We start from the raw sequence: 20,630 nt of genomic DNA, 5'->3' as shown, positions 1-20,630 counted from the left end.
CTTCAGGCGAGGGCCTGACCCTCAGACAAGTAAGGGTCTGGCCTGGCGGGCCATCGTGAGATCCTCGCGCGCCGGCACGACGTACGCCGCCACCGGGGACCCGGCCACGCTGATGACCGGTGCGTTCGCCTCGTTCGCCTCCGGATCGAGGACGACGCCCAGCCACGCGAGCTGACGGCACGCGCCGGCCCGCAACTGCGCCGAGTGCTCGCCGGCGCCGCCGGTGAACACCAGGGCGTCGACACCGCCCATCGACGCCGTCATCCGGGCGATCTCGCCGGTCAGGCGCTGGAGGTAGACGGTGTAGGCGAGCTCGTTGGTCTCGTTGTCCAGGTCGGCCAGGATCTCCTGCAGATCACCGGTCTTGTCCGTCAGGCCGAGCAGTCCGGAGCGATGCTCCAGGGCATCGCTGAGCTCATCGGCGGTCAGCCCGCCGGCGGTTTGCAACCACATCAGCAGTCCGGGGTCGACCGAGCCCGAGCGCGTCGCCATCACCAACCCGTCGACCGGGGTGAATCCCATCGTCGTGTCAACGGACATACCGTCGGCGATCGCGCACAACGAGGCCCCGGCACCCAGGTGGCAACTCACGATGCGGCGGGCGTCGATCGCGCCGGCGACGTACTCGTGGGACAGGCCATGGAACCCGAACCGCTGCAGGCCGAAGCGCTCCCGCCACTCCAACGGCAGGGCGTACGTCGCCGCGGCCGCCGGGATGGTCCGGTGGTACGACGTATCGAAGCAGGCGACCACCGGAAGACCGGATCGGCGCGACGCGCGGATCAGTGCGAGCGCCCGCGGTTGATGCAGTGGCGCCAGCGAGACCAGGTCCTCGATCCCCGCCTCGACCTCCTCATCCACCAGCACGGCGCCGGCGAAGCGGGAGCCACCGTGCACCACGCGATGCACCACCGCGTCGGCGTTCAAGTCGGACAGCGCATCCGCGGAGCCGTCCCAGTCCGCGATCGACCGCTCGTCGACCACCTCGTCGTCCGGCGACAGGACCCGCAGCTTGAGGCTCGACGAACCCGCGTTGACGATCAGGAGGTCCATCGCCACTCCCGAACCTCCGGCAGGTCCTCGCCGTACGTGGTGACGTGGGCGCGATGCCGGACCCGCTGGTCGGCGAAGTACTGCCGGGTCGTCACCGCGCGGGTCCCGAGTGAGGGCACCCGATCGATCACGTCCATCGCCAGGTGGTACCGATCGAGGTTGTTCAGCACCACCATGTCGAACGGCGTGGTCGTCGTACCCTCCTCGATGTAGCCGCGGACGTGCAGGTTGGCGTGGCCGTGCCGGCGATACGTCAGCCGGTGGATCAGCCACGGATAGCCGTGGTACGCGAAGATCACCGGCTTGTCGGTGGTGAACAGCGCGTCGAACTCGGCGTCGGACAGACCGTGCGGGTGTTCGCGAGGGTCCTGCAGCCGCATCAGGTCGACCACGTTGACCACCCGGATCCGCAACCCCGGCAGGTGTTCCCGCAGCAGGTCGACCGCGGCCATCGTCTCCAGTGTCGGTACGTCGCCCGCGCACGCCATCACCACATCCGGATCGCCCCCGTCGTTGCTGGCGAAGTCCCAGACGCCGATACCGCGCGCGCAGTGCAACGCGGCCGACTCCCAGTCCAGCCAGCTCGGCTGCGGTTGCTTGCCTGCGACAACGACATTGATGTAGTTCCGGGTCCGCAGGCAGTGGTCCATCGTGGCCAGCAGGGTGTTCGCGTCCGGCGGCAGGTAGACCCGGACCACCTCGGCCTTCTTGTTCACCACGTGGTCGATGAACCCGGGATCCTGATGGGAGAACCCGTTGTGGTCCTGCCGCCAGACGTGCGAGGTGAGCAGGTAGTTCAGCGACGGGATCGGCCGCCGCCAGTCGAGCCGGTTGACCGTCTTCAGCCACTTCGCGTGCTGGTTGACCATCGAGTCGACGATGTGCACGAACGCCTCGTACGACGAGAACAACCCGTGCCGGCCGGTGAGCAGGTACCCCTCCAACCAACCCTGGCAGGTGTGCTCGCTGAGCATCTCGAGCACCCGGCCGTCCGGCGCGAGATGCTCGTCGGTGGCTCGCCGTTCCCCCAGCCACGCCTTGTCCGTCGCCTCGTAGACCGCGTTCAGCCGGTTCGATTCGGTCTCGTCCGGGCCGAAGAGCCGCAGATTGCTGTACTCGGCGTTCATCCGGAACGCGTCCCGCAGGTACGCCGCGAACACCTTCGTCGGCTCGCCGTTCTCCGCTCCCGGCCGCTTCACGGGTACGGCGTACTCCTCGACCGACGGCAACTCGAGAGCGCGGGTCAGCACTCCGCCGTTGGCGTGCGGACACGAGCCCATCCGCAACTCCGGCCCGGGCGCCAACTCCAGCAGTCGCTCCACTGGCCGGCCCGCCTCGTCGAACAACTCCTCCGGCCGGTAGCTGCGCAGCCAGGACTCCAACTGCCGCAGGTGCTCCTCGTTCTTCCGTACGCCGGACAGCGGCACCTGATGTGATCGCCAGGTGTCCTCCACCGGCTGGTCGTCGACGGTATGCGGGCCTGTCCATCCCTTCGGCGTCTTGAGCACGATCATCGGCCAGGCAGCACGCGTCGGCCGCTCGGAAGCCGTCCGCGCTTCCAGCTGGATCTCGTCGATCCGATCCAGGCAGTGGTCCAGCGCGCCGGCCAGTGCCTGATGCACGGTGGCCGGGTCCGAGCCCTCGACCAGGTAGGGCTCGTGCCCGTACCCCTGCAGCAACGCGGTCAGCTCTTCGTCACCGATGCGGGCGAGCAGGGCCGGGTTCGCGATCTTGTAACCGTTGAGGTGCAGGATCGGCAGCACGGCACCGTCGCGGACCGGATCGAGGAACTTGTTCGAGTGCCACGAGGTGGCGAGTGGCCCGGTCTCCGCCTCGCCGTCGCCGACCACGCAGGCCACGACGAGATCCGGGTTGTCGGCGGCGGCGCCGTACGCGTGACTCAGCGAGTATCCGAGTTCGCCGCCCTCGTTGATGGATCCGGGGACGTCGGCCGCCACGTGACTGGGTATGCCGCCCGGAAACGAGAACTGCTTGAACAGCCGGCTCATCCCCAGCTCGTCCCGCGTGGTGTTCGGGTACGCCGCCGTCCAGCTGCCCTCGAGCCAGGTGTTGGCCACGATCGCCGGACCGCCATGACCCGGGCCGATCACGTACATCATCTGGCGCTGTCGTTCCCGGATCACCCGGTTCAGGTGTGCGTAGATCAGGTTGAGGCCGGGCGTCGTACCCCAGTGACCGAGCAGGCGAGGCTTGATGTGCTCAGGTCTGAGCGGCTCCTTGAGCAACGGGTTGTCGAGCAGGTAGATCTGCCCCACCGACAGGTAGTTCGCCGCTCGCCAATACGCATCGAGACCTTGCAACTCCTCATCACTCAGCGGGGTCACGTCGATCTGTTGCACAGGGTTCCTCCGTCAGGGCGTCAGCAACACCTTCACCGCGCCATCGCGCTTCTGCTGGAACATCGCGTACGCCGCCGGTCCCTCGGACAACGGCAGATGGTGCGTGGCGAAGCCGTCGACCCGCAGCGGGTCCTCGTCATCGAGCAACGGCAGGATCTGGTCGGACCAGCGGTGGACATTCGCCTGGCCCATTCGCAGCTGGATCTGCTTGTCGAAGAGGGTGAGCATCGGCAGTGGGTCCGCCATGCCGCCGTACACACCGATCAGGGAGATCGTGCCGCCGCGCCGGACGATGTCGATCGCGAGGTAGAGCGCGGCCAGCCGGTCCACGCCGACCGTCTGCATCAGCTTGCGTTGCAGGGCATCCGGGAGCAGGCCGGCGAGCTGCTGACTGACCTTCGCCACCGACGACCCGTGCGCTTCCATGCCGACGGCATCGATCACCGAGTCGGGGCCACGCCCTTCGGTGGCGTCCTTGAGCTGGTTCGCTACGTCCCCGTCGTACCGGAGCACCTCGATTCCTTGCCGCTCGGCGCGTTCGAGCCGCTCGGGCACCAGGTCGACGCCGATCACGCGGTGCCCGCGGTGCAGCGCGATCCGGCACGCCATGTCGCCGATCGGGCCGAGGCCCAGTACGACGACCGTTCCACCGGCCGGGATCGCGGCGTACTCGACCGCTTGCCAGGCCGTCGGGAGGACGTCGGACAGGTAGATGTAGCGCTCGTCCGGCGGACCGTGCGACACCTTGATCGGGCCGTACTGCGCTTGCGGAACGCGCAGGTACTCCGCCTGGCCGCCGGGGACCTGCCCGTAGAGCTTGGTGTAGCCGAACAGCGCCGCACCCATGCCCTGCTCGCGCACCTGCGTCGTCTCGCACTGCGTCTGCAGACCGCGCGTACACATGAAGCACGTGCCGCACGCGATCTGGAACGGTACGACGACGCGGTCGCCGGGCTTCAGGTTGGTGACCTCGGCACCGACCTCCTCGACGATCCCCATCGCCTCATGGCCGAGGATGTCGCCGGGGTCGAGGAACGGGGCCATCACCTCGTACAGGTGAAGGTCGGACCCGCAGATCCCGGTGGTCGTCACCTTGACGACCGCATCGGTTGGTTCCTGGATCCGCGGGTCCGGCACGTCGCTGAACTCGACAGTGCGTTTTCCCTGCCAGGTGAGGGCTTTCACTACCGTCCTACGGCCTTCTCGAGCTCGGACTTGCTCATCTTCGAGCGGCCCTTGATGTTCTTCTGCTTGGCCTCGTTGTAGAGCTGCTCCTTGGTCCGGCCCTGGGAGCCGCTGTGCGAGCGGAGACCGCCGCGACGGCTGGACGACATGTCCTGCGTCGAAGTGCGGCTCTTGGTCTTGGACTCGCCGGCCCGGGCCCGCTCCTTGTTCACGGTGCGCGCCGCGATCTCCTCCGCTTTGTCCTCGCTCCGGCCGCGCTTCTTCAGGCCTTCCTTGATGTGCTCGTACTGCCGCTCACGCTTCCGGTTCGATCCTGCAGGCATGGTCTGCTCCTTTCACGCCGTACGCCCTGTACCCGATGGCCTGCGGGACAATCAGCTCGGCGGCGCCGGAATCGGGTTCGCCGCGAGCGCCTTGGCGACCGCTAGCAGGTTGCTCGCCATCGCCCGGCCGGTCCTCGCCGACCACTCGTGCCCTTCGTCCGTCTCCGAGTAGCTCGGCCCCGGACCGGGCCCCTTGTTCCAGTACGTCCAGGCCTGACCGGGGATCGTGTAGCCGATGTCCGCGAGCGCGCCGCTGATCTCCGAGATCACGTGGTGCGCGCCGTCCTCGTTGCCGGTGACGACAACGCCGGCGACCCGGTTGTACGCGACCGGGCGGTTCTCGTCGTCGGTTTCGCTGAGCAGGGCGTCCATCCGCTCGAGCATCCGCTGCGCGATCGACGACGGCCGGCCGAGCCAGGTCGGGGTGGCGACGACGAGGATCTCGCTGTCCACCAGCTGCTGGCGGATCCCGGGCCAGTCGTCACCGGTGCCCTCGTCACTGCTCACCCCCGGCTTGATGGTCAGGTCCGCCAGCCGGACCCGGTCGACATCGACCTTCTCCTGCTGCAGGGCGTCCACGACCACATCCGCGAGCTGATCGGTGTTCGACTCGTTCGGTGACGGCTTCAGCGAGCAGTTCAGCACCAACGCCCGCATCACGACTCCTCCCGTCGACTACGCCCCGGCCGGTGCCCCAGGGGTGCCTGACTATTCGCCATTGGTGAGCAATCTGGTCACCGAGCGTTCCAGAGCCTCGCGGGTGTCCTCGTCGTTCAGGTCGTCGCCGTGCCGGTCCACCGCCGACGCGATCGTGCGGCCTTCCTCGTACTGCTCGACGACACGCGGATCGATGTACGACGACCTGGCCACCGCCGGCGTGTTGCCGAGGTGGTCGGCGACCTCAGCGAGCATGTCCTTCACTGCGGCGTTGAGGGCCTTCTTGCTGGTCGGCGGGTCAGCTTCGGCCAGGTCCACGGCGGCATGCACGGTCGCGGTCCAGGTCCGCAGGTCCTTCACCGTGAAGTCTTCGCCGACCAGCTCGCGAAAGCGATCGTTGATCATGGTCGCGTCGATCTCGTGATAGCCGGACCCGTCCCGGTAGATGAGCAACTGCGGCTTGCCGTGGCGGGCTCGCCTGAGCGAGGAGACCGCCTCGACCAGCCGGTCGTCGTCCAGCTCGACCGTGCGATCGATCCCGCCTTTGGCGACGAAATCGAATACCAGCTTGCCCTTGCGGACACGCACGTCGTCACGCAGCAGGGTCGCCGCACCACGGCTGCCGTGTTCCTCGGCGTACTGGGTGTTACCGGTCCGGAAGACGCCGTAGTCGAGCATTCGCAACGCGACCGCGAGCACCCGGTCACGGTCGAGGCCCTTCCGGCACAGGTCGCGGTCGACCGCTTCGCGGAACTCGGGCAGCTTGCGGGCGAGTCGTCGTACCCGATCGTGCTTGTCGGCGTCCTGGCTGGTGCGCCAGTCGTCGTGGTACAGGTACTGCCGGCGACCGGCGTCGTCGGTGCCCGTCGCCTGCAGGTGACCGTTCGGATACGGACAGATCCAGACGTCCTTCCAGGCGGGTGGGATGGCCAGCGCCCGGATCCGGTCCAGCGTCTCGGCGTCGGTGACCCGTTTGCCGTCGGCATCGAGATAGATGAAACCGCGCCCGTGACCCCGCCGGGTCAGGCCGGGACGGGTCGGGTCGCTGCGTCGTAACCGCATACCGACCGATACCCGCCCCGCATGCATGGATCCCCCTCCGGCGGGCACCCGAACGGGGAAAGTACCCGGAACCCGCGATGGGAGAGTCCAATGGGTGTCGGAGACAAGGCCAAGAACGTCGCCAAGGAAACCAAGGGCAAGATCAAGAAGGAGACCGGCGAGGCGACCGATGACCGCGATCTGCAGGCCGAGGGCAAAGCCGAGCAGTCCGCCAACGCGCTGAAACAGGCCGGCGAGAAGACGAAGGACGCCTTCAAGAAGTAGTCAGAGGTCGAGTCAGCCACCCCAGCACGGATCCCCCGCGCGCTGGGGTGGTTCTGTGCGGCGGTTACTTCCGGTAGCGTCGGCTGCGTGGACTTCGAAGAGGCGGCCGACGCGCTCTATGCGGCCTCGGGTGCCGACTTCATTGCTACCCGCAACGAGCTGGCGAAACAGCTGAAGGCGGACGGGGACCAGCTCGGATCGACGCGGCTGAAGGCGATGCGCAAGCCGACGGTCGCCGCCTGGGTGGCGAACCTGGTCGCCCGGGAGTTGCCCGACGAGCTCGACGACCTGCTCGCGCTGGGCGACGAGTTCCGTGAGGCGACCGCGGACCTGGATGGCGAGCGACTGCGCGAGCTGACCCCGAAGCGGCACAAACTCCTCGACAAGCTGGCCACGGACGCGACCAAGCTGGCCGAGAAGCAGGGCCAGAAGGTCAGCGCCGATGTCGGTCAGAAGCTGCGCGAGACCCTCGACGCGGCGTTGGTGGATCCGGCCGCGGGCGACGCCGTACGCGAAGGCCGGCTGAGCAGCGCGCTGCGGCACGTCGGTTTCGGTGTCGTCGACGAGAGCGGCGAGCCGACCAATGTCGCCCCGCTCACCGACGAACGTCGCCGGCGGGCGAAGGAGCGACGCAAGGCCGAGACCGCGGTGGAGGAGGAAGAGTCGGCAGCCGCCCGCCGCAAGCGGGAGAAGGCCGAGCGCGAGCAGGAGGAACGCGAGGCCGCGGAGAAGGTCAAGGCGAAGCAAGCGTTCGAGGAAGCGGTCGCGGCGGCTCAGGCGGCCGAGGCGAAGGTCGAGGACCTGGACAACCAGCTCGACGAGGCCCGCGAGGCACTCGCCGACGCCCAGGAGCTGGTACGACGGCTGGGCGCGGAGCTGGACGACGCGCGCCGGGCCGCCCGGGACGCGCAGAAGGAGAGCCGCGAGGCGCGGAAGCGGTACAACCGTCTGTGAGCTGGGTACCGGGCGCTGGACACGGAGAGGAGCCGGGCGATGGCGCGATCGATCTGGAGCGGGTACATCAACTTCGGGCTGGTCTCGGTACCGGTCGGGCTCTACAGCGCGACCGAGGAGCACGAGGTCGACTTCCACCAGTTCCAGAAGGGGACGTCGGACCGGATCCGGTACAAGCGGGTGAACGAGCGCACCGGTCGCGAGGTCGACTTCGACAAGATCGTCAAGGGACACGACGTCGGCGGCGGTGAGTACGTCATCGTCGAGCCGGACGAGCTGGAGGACATCGCACCGGGCAAGTCCCGGTCGCTGGAGATCTCCACCTTCGTCGACCTGGACGAGATCGACCCGATCTACTACCAGAAGAGCTACTACCTCGGCCCCTCCGACAAGGAGAACAAGTCGTCGTACGCGCTGCTGCGGGACGCGTTGAAGAAGACGAACCGGGCCGGGATCGCCAAGTTCGTGATGCGCGGCAAGGAGTACCTGGCCACCATCCGGGCCCAGGACAAGGTCCTGGTGCTGGAGACGATGTACTTCGCCGACGAGATCCGCGACCCGGCCAAGGAGCTGGACGACCTGCCGGGCAGGTCGAGTGCCGGCAAGCAGTTGTCGATGGCGGCCGACCTGATCGAGGCGATGAGCGGCGAGTGGAAGCCGAGCTCCTACAAGGACACCTACACCGACCGGGTGAAGAAGCTGGTCGAGACCAAGCGCAAGGGCCAGGAGGTCGTCTTCAACGAGGAGGAGCCGGAAGCCACCTCCTCGACCGACCTCGTCGCCGCGCTGCGCGCCAGTGTCGAGGAGGCCCGCAGCCGCCGCGCCGCCGGCGGCACGAAGAAGGCGGCGAGCAAGAAGTCGTCCGGCAAGAGCACGAAGAAGACCACAGCGAAGAAGACGACGGCGAAGAAGTCCACCGCCAAGAAGACGTCCACCAGGAAGAAAGCTGCCTGACCCCGCACCGTTCCTTCGCTATAGTCGCCGCTCGTGCAGATGACCTCGTGCGCGATGCCGGTGATGTGGGTCCGCGTTCATGCCCGCTGACCTCCTGCTCGGCAGCGTCGTCCTGCTCGGTGCATCGGTGCAATGGCTGACCGGGATGGGTTTCGCGCTGGTCGCCGTACCTGCGCTGGTCCTCCTGCTCGGACCGGGTGACGGGGTCGCGCTCGCCAACTGCGCGGCCGGTGTCATCTGCCTGGCCGGGCTGACGAGTGGCTGGCACCTCGTCCGGTTGAGGGCGATGGTCCCGCTGATCCTCGCGTCCGCGTGCACTGTCCCACTCGGGACGTGGTTCTCGAACCACCTCCCCGAGCCCGTCCTGCTCATCACCATGGGCGCCCTGGTGACGGCCGCCGTACTCGTGATCATGCGCGGCATCCGGGTGCCCTCCCTCGGCGGACTCAAGGGCGCACTCGGCGCGGGCGCGGCCGGCGGGTTCATGAACGCGTCGGCCGGCCTCGGCGGCCCGCCGGTCTCTCTGTACGCCGTCAACGCGGGCTGGACGATTCGCGAGTTCGTCCCGAACGCCCTGTTCTACGGCGTTCTCGTCAACATCTTCTCGGTCGCGACCAACGGCGTCCCCCGGCTCAGCGGCGGAACCTGGGCGGCGGCGGTGGCCGGCCTGACCGGCGGCGCCATCATCGGCAGGGCTCTGTCCGGCCGAGTCCCCGAACACCGCGCCCGGATGCTGGTCCTGCTGCTCGCCCTGACCGGCGGGATCTCCACGCTTTTCAAGGGCGCGTTAGGCGTCTGACCAACTCGTCCCTTACGACAGCCGCCGCGCTTCGCGGGCCGACGTCCGATCGGGTCACGACGTACAACGTGTTCAGGGGCGGCAGTTCGGGCTTGGCCAGCAACACCAACGAGCCCGAGGCCACTGCCTCATCACACAAGTACGTCGGCAACACGCTGGCTCCCGCGCCGGCGCGTACGGCGGCCAGCACGCCCCGGAGATCGGGTACGACGAGATCCGCCGTCCGGGTCAGCCGGGTGCCGAAGACGCTGCGCCAGTAGCGGCGAATGATCGGGGCCTCCTCGGCGTACGCGACGAGCGGGATCTTGCGGAGCGGTTCCGGTGACGTGATCGCCGTACCGGTGGACCAGCGGGGGGCCGCGACCAGCGCGAACACCTCGTCGTAGAACGGCGTCACGCGCAAGCCGGGCCGTCGTGGCCGGACCGAGCTGATCACCAGGTCGAGGCTGCGGTTGAGGAGCCGCTCCAGCAGTTCGTCCGGCAGCCCGAACGTCGTCCGCACCTGCAGACCGTTCGCGAGCCGATCGGCGATCGCGGGCAGGACCTGATCACACAGGAAGTCGGCCGGCCCACCGAGATGGACGGTCGCAGCGGCGGGTACGTCGAGCTCGTCGCGCAGCAGGCCCTGCAGGGCATCGACCGGCTCAGCGATCCGCCGGGCCAGCTCATCCCCCGCAGTGGTCGGCCGAACGCCGCGGGCCTGTCGCTCGAAGAGTGGCCGTCCCAGCGCCGCCTCCAACGCCTTCACCTGACCGGTCACTGTCGGCTGGGACAAACCGAGCGCTTCCGCGCCCGCGGTGATCGAACCAGCCCGATGCACGGCCAGGAACGTCCGGAGCAGATCAAGGGAGACCGCCATATCGGAAATCTTATGACTAAGTGGACGTTTTCCTATTGGTTTCCGATGGCCGTGCCGACGCATCATGGGCGACATGCCACGCGTACTGATTGCTCTCACCAGTCACTCCGAGCTCGGCGACACCGGGCGTAGTACCGGCTTCTACGTCTCCGAGGCGGCCGAGCCGTGGGCGGTGTTCACCGACGCCGGGTTCGACGTCGAGCTGGTCTCGGTCGCCGGTGGACGGCCGCCGCTCGACGGGCTGAACGAGGACGACCCGATCCAGCAGAAGTTCCTCGCCTCCGTGGATCTCGACCACACCCCGACCGCGGCTGGGCTGGACGCTTCGTCGTACGACGCGATCCTGTTCGCCGGCGGACACGGCACAATGTGGGACTTCCCGGACGACAAAGCGCTGGCCTCGCTCGCGGCCGCCATCTACGAGCGTGGTGGCGTGGTCGCCGCCGTCTGCCACGGTCCGTCCGCGCTGGTGAACCTGAAGCTCTCCGACGGCTCGTACCTGGTGGACGGCAAGAACGTCGCCGGCTTCACCAACGACGAGGAGGAGGCCGTCGGCCTGACCGAGGTCGTCCCGTTCCTGCTGGCCGACACGCTCACCGCGCGCGGCGCGATCCACCACCCGGCGGCGAACTTCACCCCGCAGACGATCACCGACGGCCGCCTGGTCACCGGCCAGAACCCGCAGTCCGCCGAGCCGACCGCCCGCGCGGTCGCGGCCCTCATTCGCCGGGGATAGGAAGCAGGTACCTGCTCGGGTTGGCGGGGGCGCCGGCCTCCAGCCAGCGGTTGAAGCCGTCGGGGTTGCGACGCTCGAACTCGTCGAGGCAGATCCGGCGTACCTCCGCCACTGCCTGCCGGTCGCGCGGCCCCGCACCCTGGGCGAGCGTGGTGGCGGTCTCGGTCCAGACGCCGCAGAGCTCCTCGATGCTGAGCGGGCACTTGAGCGAGGCGATCAGCTGCTCTTCATCCTGCAGCTCCGCCTCGCTCGCGCGCTCGAGCTTCCGCTGCCGTCGCGACGGACGCGGACGGCGCTCCGGCGTCACGAGGTCGATCACGATGAACAGCCCGGCGACAAGCAGGGCGATCGCCAGCCCGACCGCACCCCACGCCAGCAACCGCACCAGGCCGGGCAAGCACAGCACGCCGGCAGCGGCCGCGGCCGCGACGACCAGCGCGGACTGGTACGGCGCATCGTCCGCAACGTGGCGAATCATCGCGGCCAGCGGCCAGACCAGTGCGAACACCATGGCCAGCAGGGCCGATGCGGCGAGCGGGCCCAGCAGTAACACCCCAGCGAGCACGCCGGTCGTCCCGACCCCGAGACCACCCGCGACTGCCATCCGACGCAGCAACGGCGAAGGACGGATCACCGGAACTCACTCACGACACACCTCACGCGCTACCACCCCACACACCTACCCCCAGAACGAACGGCCCTTCGTCACCGTTCCCACCTGGGAGCGCCGCCAATCAGGCGCCGGTCTCCGAGTGCGGGGCGTGGACCGGCTTCGACTGCGCGGAACGGCGCTGGCGCAGGTAGATGGAGCCGCCGACGATCGCGGCGACCGCGAGGAACTCGCTCTGCCAGTTCTGGAAGGACTCGTACCAGAACTGCGAGGTCCGCGCGTACTGCCAAGTGGTCACCGCCTCGGCCCCGTGCAATTGCTGTTCCTCGCTGTACGCCCGGGCTCCGGTGACGGCATGCAGCCAGATCGAGAGCAGGAAGACCAGACCGAAGGCGATCGCGAGCGAATTCTCGTACAACCGCAGCACCACCGGCGACCCACGCCGTACCGGCCAAGGCGCCTGCTGGTCGTTGCGGTGCCGCCTCGGATCCTCGTCCTGCGGAACCGACCCCTCGAGCGGCCGGGACTCCGCCGACCCCTTCTGCAGCAGGTACGCGGTGAGCAGGACGTACATACCCATCTGCAGGAATTCGGACTCCCAGTTCTCGAACACCGCCTCGCCGAACGAGGACGAGCCGGCGTACTGCGCGAGGCTCTGCGACGGCTGCCCGTGGTCGGCCAGCTCAGAGTTCTCCTGCGCGTGCCCGGTGAGCAGCAGACCCACCAGGAACAGGAAGAACAGCGCCAGATTGGCCAGCAGCAAGGCACGCAGTCGAATCCATCCCATACCCCATTCGTACCCGATCGCGGACCGAAATCGGCTCAGGCGGCGCTGGGCGCCGCCGCCGGCTCCACCTGGTCGAGCGGATGGGCGATCTCGTCGGACGGCATCCGGCCGAGGTAGACGACCAGAAGAGACACCAGCGCCGGCCCGATCCCGGCGACCAGGAACACCGCCGTCAGCCCCAGTACGGCGCCCGCCGGGCCGGCCAGCGCCATCGACACCGGCATCAGCAGCAGCGAGACGAAGAAGTCCAGGCTGGCGATCCGCCCGCGCAGGTGATCCGGCACCCGGCGCTGCAGCAGCGTCCCCCAGATCACCATCGCCGCCGAACTGGTCAGGCCGACGACGGCCGCCCCGGCCATCATGATCCACAGGTCCCGGGCGAAACCGAGCAGCGCGAACGGCAGCGACCCGACACCCCACAGCAGCGTCATCACGGTCAAGTACCGCCGGGGCAGACTCCGCGACGAGATCAGCAACGCCCCGGCCGCCCCACCGATCCCGAACGCGGCCAGCACCAGGCCGAAGTCACTCGGCCCACCACCGAGCTGATCGCGTACGGCGAACGGCAGCAGGACCTCGAGTGGCCCCAGAATCAGCAGCACGAACACCGTGCCGAACAGCAGTGAGGCGAGCAACCAACGGGTCCGTCGTACGTAGCCCCAGCCTTCGCGCAGATCAGCCAAGATCGACTGCGCTGCCGGCTTGGCCGCGACGTCCTGGATCTCTTCGACGTCGCCAGGCTCGACCGGCTGGTAGCCCGTCGACGGCACCCGCATCGCGAGGACACATCCGGCGGAGAAGAAGTAGGTCAGCGCCGTCACCAGGATCGCGATCCCCGGCGACAGCGCCGCGATCGCCAGACCACCTAGCGCCGGGCCGGTCGCCTGCTGAGCCAACGGCCGCAGCGTGCCCTCCAGGCCGTTCGCGGCCAGCAACTCGTCGGCCGGCAACAGCTTCGGCACGAGCGCCGTGTACGCCGGAATGAGGAACGCCTCGCCGGCTCCGATCAGCACCGCGGCGCCGGCCAGATGCCACACCTCGAGCAGCTCACTCAGCGCCAGCCCGGCGACGATCAGCAGCACCAGGCCACGAACGACGTCCGCCGCGACGATCACGCTGCGCTGGGACAACCGGTCGGCCGCGATCCCGCCGAACAGCACGCAGACGACCAGCCCGATGCTGTACGCCGTCGTCACCATCGACAACTGGACCGGGCCGCCGTCGAGCTCGATCACCTGCCAGGCCAGCGCGACCAGCCAGAGCCCGCTGCCGAGCAGCGCGACCGCCAGGCCCGTCCACAGCAGCCGGTAGTCCCGATGCCGCAGCGGTTGAACCGCCTTCCAGCTCACGTGATCTCCCCAAAGTCGTTTCGGCGAGCATACACAGACAAACAGTTCACGTGTCAACTGTTGTGATGCGCACCAGACGACGTACACTTCTCACCATGCCGACGACGATGAGCGCCGAGCAGCTGGGTGCCTGGCGGGCGATGTACCGCGCGGACACGCTGCTGTTCACGCATCTCGACAACACGCTGCGGTCCCGGCTCAAGATGGGCTACTTCGAGCATGAGGTGCTGCGGACCCTCGATCAGGCCGGCGGGCGGCTGCGGATGGCGCCGCTGGCCGAGCAGCTGATGATCTCCCGCAGCGGTTGCACCCGGCTGGTCGGCAAGCTCGAGGACAAGGACGGCTGGGTCGTCCGCCGGAACACCCCGGAGGACCGCCGGGCCACCTGGGCCGAGCTCACCCCGGCCGGGCGGGAGGCGCTCACGGCCGCTCAACCTGTGGTCGAGGCTGTGGTGTCTACGTTCTTCGCCGATCATGTATCAGATGAGGACCTTCGCCGCGCGAGCAGAATCCTGGACGTCCTGGCCGACGCGAACCCGAACGACGACGGGTTCGACTGCGGGCTCTGAGAGGTTCGGCCGGTGAACGCCGTCGACGAGCGGTTCGCCGAGCGCGTGCGGGCGCTCAAGCCGACGCCGGGCGACGTACCGCCCGACCTGGTGCGCAGCTTGTTCGACGCCCAGCTCGGCAGCCGGCACGCCGACCTGGCCGCGCGCTGGTTGCAGTCGCAAGGCCAGGGCTTCTACACGATCGGGTCGGCTGGCCACGAGGGCAACGCCGCCGTCGCCGCGGCCCTGCAGCCGACCGACCCGGCCCTGCTGCACTACCGCTCCGGCGCCTTCTACCTGGCCCGCGCCGAGCAGTGCGGCTCGAAGGAAGGTTTGCGCGACATACTGCTCGGGGTCGCGGCCGCCACCGCCGAGCCGATCGCCGGCGGCCGGCACAAGGTCTTCGGCCGGCACGACCTGGCCATCATTCCGCAGACGTCGACGATCGCGTCCCACCTGCCGCGCGCGATGGGCGTCGCGTTCTCGATCTCACGGTCGGCCAAACTCGGCGTACCGTCGCCCTGGCCGCACGACGCGATCGTGGTGACCAGCTTCGGCGACGCCTCGGCCAACCACTCGACCGCGACCGGTGCGATCAACGCCGCCCTGCACGCGTCGTACCAGGGCCTGCCGATGCCGTTGCTGCTGGTCTGCGAGGACAACGGGATCGGGATCAGCGTGCGGACGCCGGAGGGCTGGATCCGGCAGGCGTACGGGCAGCGGCCGGGTCTGCGGTACTTCGACGCCGACGGCACCGATCTCGCCGCGGCACTGTCGATGGCGACGGAAGCGGCCACCTTCGTCCGGCGCAACCGGCGGCCCGCGTTCCTCCGGCTCCGGACGGTGCGGTTGCTCGGTCACGCCGGCTCCGACGTGGAGGCGGCCTATCGCTCCCCCGCCGAGCTGGCCGCGGACGAGGAGCTCGACCCGCTGCTCGGTACGGCGCGCTTGCTGCTCGGAGCCGGTTACACGGCCGACGACGTGATCGAGCTGTACGAGGACAAGCGGTCCGAGGTGATGCGGATCGCGGCCGAGGTCGCCGGTCTGCCGCAGCTGTCGTCCGCGACGGCCGTGGCGGCACCGCTGCGGTTCCCGGATCCCAGGCTCACCGAGGAGTCGTTGCCTGAGCGCAGCAGCACGACGGAACGGCTGACGTTGAGCCAGTCGATCAACCGGGCGCTGGCCGACGTCCTCGCGTCGTACCCGGAGGCGATGGTGTTCGGCGAGGACGTGGGCCGCAAAGGCGGGGTGTACGGCGTGACCCGCGGACTGCGGAAGGCGTTCGGGCCGGCCCGGGTGTTCGACACGTTGCTGGACGAGCAGTCGATCCTCGGACTCGCCCTGGGCGCAGGGGTCTCGGGGTTGCTGCCGATCCCGGAGATCCAGTACCTGGCCTACCTGCACAACGCCGAGGACCAGCTGCGCGGCGAGGCGGCGTCGCTGAAGTTCTTCTCGCAGGAGCAGTACTCCAACCCGATGGTGCTGCGGATCCCCGGCTACGGCTACCAGAAGGGATTCGGCGGGCACTTCCACAACGACGACGCGATCGGCGTACTGCGGGACATCCCAGGTCTCGTGATCGCGTCACCGTCGCGGCCCGACGACGCGGCCGCGATGCTGCACACGTGCGCGGCAGCCGCCCGCTCGTCCGGCACGGTGAGCGTGTTCCTGGAGCCGATCGCGCTGTACCACCGGCGAGATCTGTACGACGACGGCGACGATGCGTGGCTGGCGTCGTACCCGGGTGACCCCGTGCCGATCGGACGCGGCCGGACGTACGGCGACGGGACCGAGCTGACCATCGTGACGTTCGGCAACGGTGTGCCGATGAGCCTCCGGGTGGCCGCCAGGGTGCCCGGTGTCCGGGTCCTCGACCTGCGCTGGCTCGCACCGCTCCCCGTCGACGACTTGTTGCGCGAGGCAACCACTACCGGCCGGGTGCTGGTCGTCGACGAGACGCGTCGCTCCGGAGGCGTTTCCGAAGGCGTGCTGGCGACCCTCGTCGACTACGCGTACACCGGCCGGATGGCCAGAGTGACCAGCCACGACTCGTACGTGCCGCTGGGCGCGGCCGCCCACCACGTCCTGGTCAGCGAGCGCGAGATCGAGAGGGCTGCCCGCGAACTGCTCAGCTGAACAGCCTCTGCCAGAGGGACTTCTTCGGCGCCGGCTCCGGCTCGGCTGCCGGCTGAGCGGCCGGATCGGGCTGCTCGGAGCGCCAGTGGGCGAGGATCGCCTCCTCGTCCACGGTCCCGACCGGGACGACCGGGCCGGTGGTGTCGCGGATGTTGATCAGGATCCGCTGGTTCAGATCGGCCAGATAGTCGCGGACCTCGGCCTCGCGACGCATCCCGCGGACCTTCTCGTACACCTGCTGCTTCTCCTTGCGCAGCAGCACGGCCGGCGGTAGCAGGGCGTCGGTCTCGATCTGTTCCCGGCGGATGAAGTCCTTGACCCACCAGTCCGGGTCATGCGGTTCGGCCAGCTTGGTCAGCGGCTTGCCCGCTCCGGGCAGATCATCGAACTCACCGGCGTTCTGGGCCCGCCTGATCTGGGCCTCGACCCAGTCCTGGGTACTGATGCCCGGTGGCTTGCGCTCCGTCATACCCACACCTCATCTGTCTCACCGACAGTTGCCTTCGAGAGCCATCCTAATAGCTTGTGAATGCAGTCACAAGACATACTGGAGTGGTGCCTCTGACCGACGAAGAGATCGCGGCGATGACGGCGGCGGAACGCCGGGACCTGATCCTGCGGCTGGCGCCGCGGCCGGACGGGATGCCGCCGCTGCGGACGATCGAGCGGATCCGCAAGTGGCGGACGGCGCTGATGCTGGTCTGCGTGGCGGCGCTGATCCCGTGGACGGTCTACCTGGCCGTCACTCTGCCCAGCCACTACGTCGCGCGGAACTGGGTCGCGACCTGGGTCGGCTTCGACATCCTCCTGCTGACCATGCTGACGCTGACCGCGGTCGCGGGCTGGAAGCGCAAGCAACTGGTGTTCCCGACCGCGTTCGCCTCCGGGGTGCTGCTGATCTGTGACGCCTGGTTCGACGTGATGACCAGCCAGCGCGGCGGCGACCTCACCCAGGCGCTGCTCGGTGCCTTCCTGGTCGAGCTCCCGCTGGCCTTCGTCCTGATCGCCGGCCCACTCCGCCTGCTCCGGTACGTCGCTGTCCGGCACGGCCTGATCCACCCGCACATGCGGCTGTGGCGGATGCCCATCCCGATCCCGGACCTCTATCCGAACCGCAAGCTACCGAGGGACAGCTAACCGCCGAGCCGACCCTTACGGTTCTTCGGTGCGGGGGTCGTCGGCGGGGTTCTGGGGCCAGTTGTCCGGGTCGCACCACTCGGGGTCGTACCCCTGCTGGATGCAGTACTGCCGGATGAGCTCCTCGCGGGACGGCGGCGTACTGGTGCTCGGTCGCGGCGGGCGAACGGTCTTGCTCGGCGTCGGCGTGATGGTCGGCGTCGGCTCGGGCTCGGCCCGATCGTCGTCGGCCTTCCGCTCGGTGGTCCGCGACCTCGTCGGTTTCGGCGTCGGCTTCGGCGTCGGCGTCACCGTGGTCTTCTGCACCGGCGGCGGGGCCGAGGTCGGCCGCGTGGCCTTCGGCGGTACGACGGCCGGCGAGGGCGTCGGCGAACTGTCGTCGACGACATGGATGGCCTGTGAACCGGAGTCGCCACCGAACAGACCGATCGCGGACAGGGCCCAGAAGTTGACTCCGAGCAGGAGCACGAGGCCGCCGATCCCGGCGTACGCCGACCTGCGGGACGGGCCGCCGTACCGGCCGACCGGGCCCCGGACGGGCTTGCCCTTGCCGTCGACCCAGAACCGCCAGCCCTCGGGCGGCGGCGGCCAGGACGGGTCCGGACGCCACGTCTTGGGCGGGACCCAGCTACGGCGGGGCGGCGACGGCCAGGTCGGCGGGACCACGAACCGCTTCAACGAACTCCTCCATCTCCGCCGACGAAAGCCCGCATCAGGCTAGTGGACACACCTGAGAGCCGGACACCTGTGACAGGTCAGGTCTTCGTTCAGATCCACGCGCCCGTATCCAGGCCAACGACACAGACCCCCCGCAAGCTACTTGCGACTTCCCACCACCCGCGCGTCGCGCTGGCTTTTTCGATCAACCCATGGCCGGGAGCGGTATCTAGCCAGGTTGCCTTACCTTCCTACGTAGCCGTCCCGGAAGTCCCCGCCATGGCTCCGGGCCCCCGGCGCTCGGCGTGATCCGGTCGCCGGCCGGGCCCTAGACCACCGACTCCAGCAGTCTGGTCAAGTCCTCACCGAAGGGCCGGTCCGCCTCGATCGGCGGTACGACGTTCGCGACAGCGCGCAGCAGTTCGTGAAGTCCGCCCGGTATCGGGCGCTTGGACAAGGCGAAGGCTTGGTGGACGGCGAGGAGCTCGCAGGCGGTGACTTCGCGAGTCAGGCGGACCGCTTCGCCGAGCACGCCGACCGCCTCCCAGGAGAAGCTCTGCACGTCCTCCTGGCCGTTCGAGGTCTCCGCCGTACTGATTGCCGATGGCAATGTGAGGCGGCGGAAGGCGTGACTGGTGGCGACGGCTCGCTTGTGAACGGCGACCAGACCGGCCTGCGGACCGGGCTCGTGGGCAAGTTGAGCGGACAGTCCGGTCACCGCCGGATCGAGCAGCCGGTGCAGCCTCGCGGTCGAGACCTCGGCTGCGTGAGCGAGCGCCGCGGTCAGGTGATCGCAGTGCGCGGCGAGATCGATCCCGTGGAATCCCGCGGTGCCGATGAACTCGCCGTCCAGGTACGCCGGCGAATCGTTGACCCCGTCGAACGCGCGGTCGACCGCGGCCTCGAGCTGATCGAGTGATCGCCGTACATGCGCGATCACGTGACCCGCGACGCGAAACGAGACCGGGGCTTGTAAGGAGCGCGGGTCGGGCTCGGGACCGGCAAGATCGCGGAGGCGGGTGAGCTCGGCCCCGAGCACGTCGTCACCTCGGGCGGCGAGCGGGTGGTAGGGATCGCGGTTGGCCCCGATCACGGCGATCGACGCGGCCGCGACCGCGGTCAGCTGGCCGGCCAGCCTTCGGGTCCGGCTCGCCTGGAGGGCCGCCCGTCCGGTCGCGCCCGGGATGCCGGCGAGGAGTGCGATGCCTTCCTTGGGGCCGAGGTCGAGGTCGAGCGAACCGAAGGCATGCGCGAGCGGAATGATCTCTCCGGCCGACCCTGCGCCGCTCGCGGGGATCGCGGGCCTCCGGCCGCTGTTGATAACGGCAACCAGCTGCTGGATCAGTTCGACCGAGACACCCGCGTCACCGGTCAGGAACGTCCGGAGACGGCCGATCAGTACAGCCCTGGCCTCGTCGGCCGGCAGCCACGGGGGTCCGCCAACCGCTCGGCCCAGCAGCAGGTTGCGTTGATGCACGCGCTGTTCGTCATCGGTCAGGCGATGCTTGCTCAGGGCACCCATCCCGGTGTTCACCCCGTACACGGGCCCGCCGGACGCCAGCGCGTCGAGCACGGCCGACCGGATCGAGGCCAGGTGGTCGAGAAGCGGACGACCGATGGTGATCGGTTCGGTGCTTGCCGGGTCGAGGTCGGACGGCTCGGTGATCAGCATCGGTGGATCCAGAACCAGATACTTTCAGCCATTCGATCGAGACTATCGGCCCGGCCGGTTGTACTAATTTCAGGCCATGAAGGAATGGGTTCCTGAAGAACCAGAAGACGACGGCGAGGTGATTCAGGCGCCGAGGAGGTGGATGACGGCCTCGGCATAGGCCTGTTCGGCGTCTTCGGCTGAGTGGGTGCTGTCGGTGAGCTCGACCTGGTAACCGCCGGGGACCGCCGCGAGGGTGCGGAAGTGGTCGCCGAGGAGGGCGCGGAGCTGTTCCTCGCGCGGGAGCCAGATCACCTCGCGCTGCTCGATGCTGTCCAGGGCCCACTCGGTGGTGCCGTTGAAACCGATCACCTTGCTGCCCTGGTAGTCGTGCACCTCGACGGTCATGTCGCTCACCACGAACACGTCGTCGTCCATGTCCCGGTCCGGTACGACGAAACGATCCCCGGCCGCGGGCGCCCACAGCACCCCGGCCTTACGCAGTCGTCCGGCCTGCTCGATCGTGATCACCCCTCCATCCTCCCCACG

At 68.8% G+C, this 20,630-nt stretch carries 22 protein-coding genes; 8 read left to right on the top strand and 14 right to left on the bottom strand.

Translation table 11 applies throughout. The features are described 5' to 3' along the window. Window positions 1-21 precede the first annotated feature (21 nt). From AB0F43_RS11330 to AB0F43_RS11305, 6 genes are read right to left on the bottom strand one after another with little or no spacing between them, the layout of a single operon-like run. Window positions 22-1,053 (bottom strand): acetate/propionate family kinase, encoded by a 1,032-nt coding sequence (locus AB0F43_RS11330; RefSeq protein ID WP_360473858.1) that lies wholly within the window; start codon window positions 1,051-1,053, stop codon window positions 22-24. Continuing rightward, the gene (locus AB0F43_RS11325; RefSeq protein WP_360473856.1) at window positions 1,041-3,413 is read right to left on the bottom strand and encodes a phosphoketolase family protein; all 2,373 of its coding nucleotides are present in this window, start codon (window positions 3,411-3,413) and stop codon (window positions 1,041-1,043) included. Before AB0F43_RS11325 ends, AB0F43_RS11330 begins: the two co-directional genes overlap by 13 nt. A 12-nt stretch (window positions 3,414-3,425) precedes the next feature. Next, window positions 3,426-4,598, bottom strand: a complete 1,173-nt coding sequence (locus tag AB0F43_RS11320; RefSeq protein WP_360473854.1) for a zinc-dependent alcohol dehydrogenase — start codon at window positions 4,596-4,598, stop codon at window positions 3,426-3,428. Continuing rightward, window positions 4,598-4,921: a plasmid stabilization protein gene (locus AB0F43_RS11315; RefSeq protein ID WP_360473852.1), complete on the bottom strand. Its 324-nt coding sequence runs from the start codon at window positions 4,919-4,921 to the stop codon at window positions 4,598-4,600. Before AB0F43_RS11315 ends, AB0F43_RS11320 begins: the two co-directional genes overlap by 1 nt. A gap of 51 nt (window positions 4,922-4,972) precedes the next feature. Beyond that, a complete protein-coding gene (locus tag AB0F43_RS11310; RefSeq protein WP_360473850.1) occupies window positions 4,973-5,578 on the bottom strand; it encodes a flavodoxin family protein in 606 nt (201 codons plus the stop codon). Window positions 5,579-5,629: 51 nt separating this feature from the next. Beyond that, on the bottom strand, window positions 5,630-6,640 hold the full coding sequence (locus tag AB0F43_RS11305; protein WP_360473848.1) for a DNA topoisomerase IB: 1,011 nt from the start codon (window positions 6,638-6,640) through the stop codon (window positions 5,630-5,632). A 90-nt stretch (window positions 6,641-6,730) separates the two neighbouring features. On the opposite strand from AB0F43_RS11305, the gene AB0F43_RS11300 reads away from it, so the two are divergent. The 4 genes from AB0F43_RS11300 to AB0F43_RS11285 all read left to right on the top strand — a co-directional run bounded on the left by AB0F43_RS11300 (window position 6,731) and on the right by AB0F43_RS11285 (window position 9,611). Beyond that, window positions 6,731-6,904: a CsbD family protein gene (locus AB0F43_RS11300; RefSeq protein ID WP_360473846.1), complete on the top strand. Its 174-nt coding sequence runs from the start codon at window positions 6,731-6,733 to the stop codon at window positions 6,902-6,904. An 87-nt stretch (window positions 6,905-6,991) separates the two neighbouring features. Continuing rightward, on the top strand, window positions 6,992-7,858 hold the full coding sequence (locus AB0F43_RS11295; RefSeq protein WP_360473844.1) for a hypothetical protein: 867 nt from the start codon (window positions 6,992-6,994) through the stop codon (window positions 7,856-7,858). A 39-nt stretch (window positions 7,859-7,897) separates the two neighbouring features. Continuing rightward, on the top strand, window positions 7,898-8,812 hold the full coding sequence (locus AB0F43_RS11290) for a Ku protein (RefSeq protein WP_360473842.1): 915 nt from the start codon (window positions 7,898-7,900) through the stop codon (window positions 8,810-8,812). Between the two features lie 79 nt (window positions 8,813-8,891). Further along, the gene (locus tag AB0F43_RS11285; RefSeq protein ID WP_360473840.1) at window positions 8,892-9,611 is read left to right on the top strand and encodes a sulfite exporter TauE/SafE family protein; all 720 of its coding nucleotides are present in this window, start codon (window positions 8,892-8,894) and stop codon (window positions 9,609-9,611) included. Here the strand turns inward: AB0F43_RS11285 and AB0F43_RS11280 are convergent. Beyond that, a complete protein-coding gene (locus AB0F43_RS11280; RefSeq protein ID WP_360473838.1) occupies window positions 9,589-10,470 on the bottom strand; it encodes a LysR family transcriptional regulator in 882 nt (293 codons plus the stop codon). The two genes, AB0F43_RS11285 and AB0F43_RS11280, sit on opposite strands and share 23 nt — an antisense overlap. 73 nt (window positions 10,471-10,543) lie before the next feature. Between AB0F43_RS11280 and AB0F43_RS11275 the strand changes: the two genes are divergently transcribed. Next, window positions 10,544-11,206 (top strand): type 1 glutamine amidotransferase domain-containing protein, encoded by a 663-nt coding sequence (locus AB0F43_RS11275; RefSeq protein ID WP_360473836.1) that lies wholly within the window; start codon window positions 10,544-10,546, stop codon window positions 11,204-11,206. Here AB0F43_RS11275 and AB0F43_RS11270 read toward each other — a convergent pair. The 3 genes from AB0F43_RS11270 to AB0F43_RS11260 all read right to left on the bottom strand — a co-directional run bounded on the left by AB0F43_RS11270 (window position 11,190) and on the right by AB0F43_RS11260 (window position 13,952). Then, window positions 11,190-11,840 carry a hypothetical protein gene (locus AB0F43_RS11270; protein WP_360473834.1) on the bottom strand — a complete coding sequence of 217 codons (651 nt, stop codon included), beginning with the start codon at window positions 11,838-11,840 and terminating at the stop codon, window positions 11,190-11,192. The two genes, AB0F43_RS11275 and AB0F43_RS11270, sit on opposite strands and share 17 nt — an antisense overlap. Window positions 11,841-11,940: 100 nt before the next feature. Then, the gene (locus AB0F43_RS11265) at window positions 11,941-12,603 is read right to left on the bottom strand and encodes a DUF6766 family protein (protein WP_360473832.1); all 663 of its coding nucleotides are present in this window, start codon (window positions 12,601-12,603) and stop codon (window positions 11,941-11,943) included. 35 nt (window positions 12,604-12,638) lie between these two features. Next, complete coding sequence (locus AB0F43_RS11260) at window positions 12,639-13,952, bottom strand: MFS transporter (protein ID WP_360473830.1); 1,314 nt, start codon at window positions 13,950-13,952, stop codon at window positions 12,639-12,641. A 95-nt stretch (window positions 13,953-14,047) separates the two neighbouring features. On the opposite strand from AB0F43_RS11260, the gene AB0F43_RS11255 reads away from it, so the two are divergent. Both AB0F43_RS11255 and AB0F43_RS11250 read left to right on the top strand, forming a co-directional pair. Further along, window positions 14,048-14,521, top strand: coding sequence for a MarR family transcriptional regulator (locus tag AB0F43_RS11255; RefSeq protein ID WP_360473828.1), 474 nt, complete (start codon window positions 14,048-14,050; stop codon window positions 14,519-14,521). 12 nt (window positions 14,522-14,533) lie between these two features. Then, window positions 14,534-16,636, top strand: coding sequence for a thiamine pyrophosphate-dependent enzyme (locus AB0F43_RS11250; RefSeq protein WP_360473826.1), 2,103 nt, complete (start codon window positions 14,534-14,536; stop codon window positions 16,634-16,636). On the opposite strand, the gene AB0F43_RS11245 is transcribed toward AB0F43_RS11250, so the two are convergent. Further along, window positions 16,629-17,105: a DUF1992 domain-containing protein gene (locus AB0F43_RS11245; RefSeq protein ID WP_360473824.1), complete on the bottom strand. Its 477-nt coding sequence runs from the start codon at window positions 17,103-17,105 to the stop codon at window positions 16,629-16,631. The two genes, AB0F43_RS11250 and AB0F43_RS11245, sit on opposite strands and share 8 nt — an antisense overlap. Before the next feature lie 86 nt (window positions 17,106-17,191). Between AB0F43_RS11245 and AB0F43_RS11240 the strand changes: the two genes are divergently transcribed. Beyond that, complete coding sequence (locus AB0F43_RS11240; protein ID WP_360473822.1) at window positions 17,192-17,773, top strand: hypothetical protein; 582 nt, start codon at window positions 17,192-17,194, stop codon at window positions 17,771-17,773. A gap of 15 nt (window positions 17,774-17,788) precedes the next feature. Here the strand turns inward: AB0F43_RS11240 and AB0F43_RS11235 are convergent, their stop codons facing one another. The 3 genes from AB0F43_RS11235 to AB0F43_RS11225 all read right to left on the bottom strand — a co-directional run bounded on the left by AB0F43_RS11235 (window position 17,789) and on the right by AB0F43_RS11225 (window position 20,612). Further along, window positions 17,789-18,451, bottom strand: coding sequence for a hypothetical protein (locus AB0F43_RS11235; RefSeq protein WP_360473820.1), 663 nt, complete (start codon window positions 18,449-18,451; stop codon window positions 17,789-17,791). A 307-nt stretch (window positions 18,452-18,758) separates the two neighbouring features. Continuing rightward, complete coding sequence (locus AB0F43_RS11230; protein WP_360473818.1) at window positions 18,759-20,102, bottom strand: aromatic amino acid lyase; 1,344 nt, start codon at window positions 20,100-20,102, stop codon at window positions 18,759-18,761. A gap of 123 nt (window positions 20,103-20,225) precedes the next feature. Continuing rightward, window positions 20,226-20,612, bottom strand: coding sequence for a pilus assembly protein CpaE (locus AB0F43_RS11225; protein ID WP_360473816.1), 387 nt, complete (start codon window positions 20,610-20,612; stop codon window positions 20,226-20,228). Window positions 20,613-20,630: the final 18 nt, after the last annotated feature.

This window comes from Kribbella sp. NPDC023972 (assembly GCF_040639075.1).
In the GTDB taxonomy this organism is placed as follows: Bacteria; Actinomycetota; Actinomycetes; order Propionibacteriales; family Kribbellaceae; genus Kribbella.
This window is presented reverse-complemented; position numbering and strand designations above follow the sequence as displayed.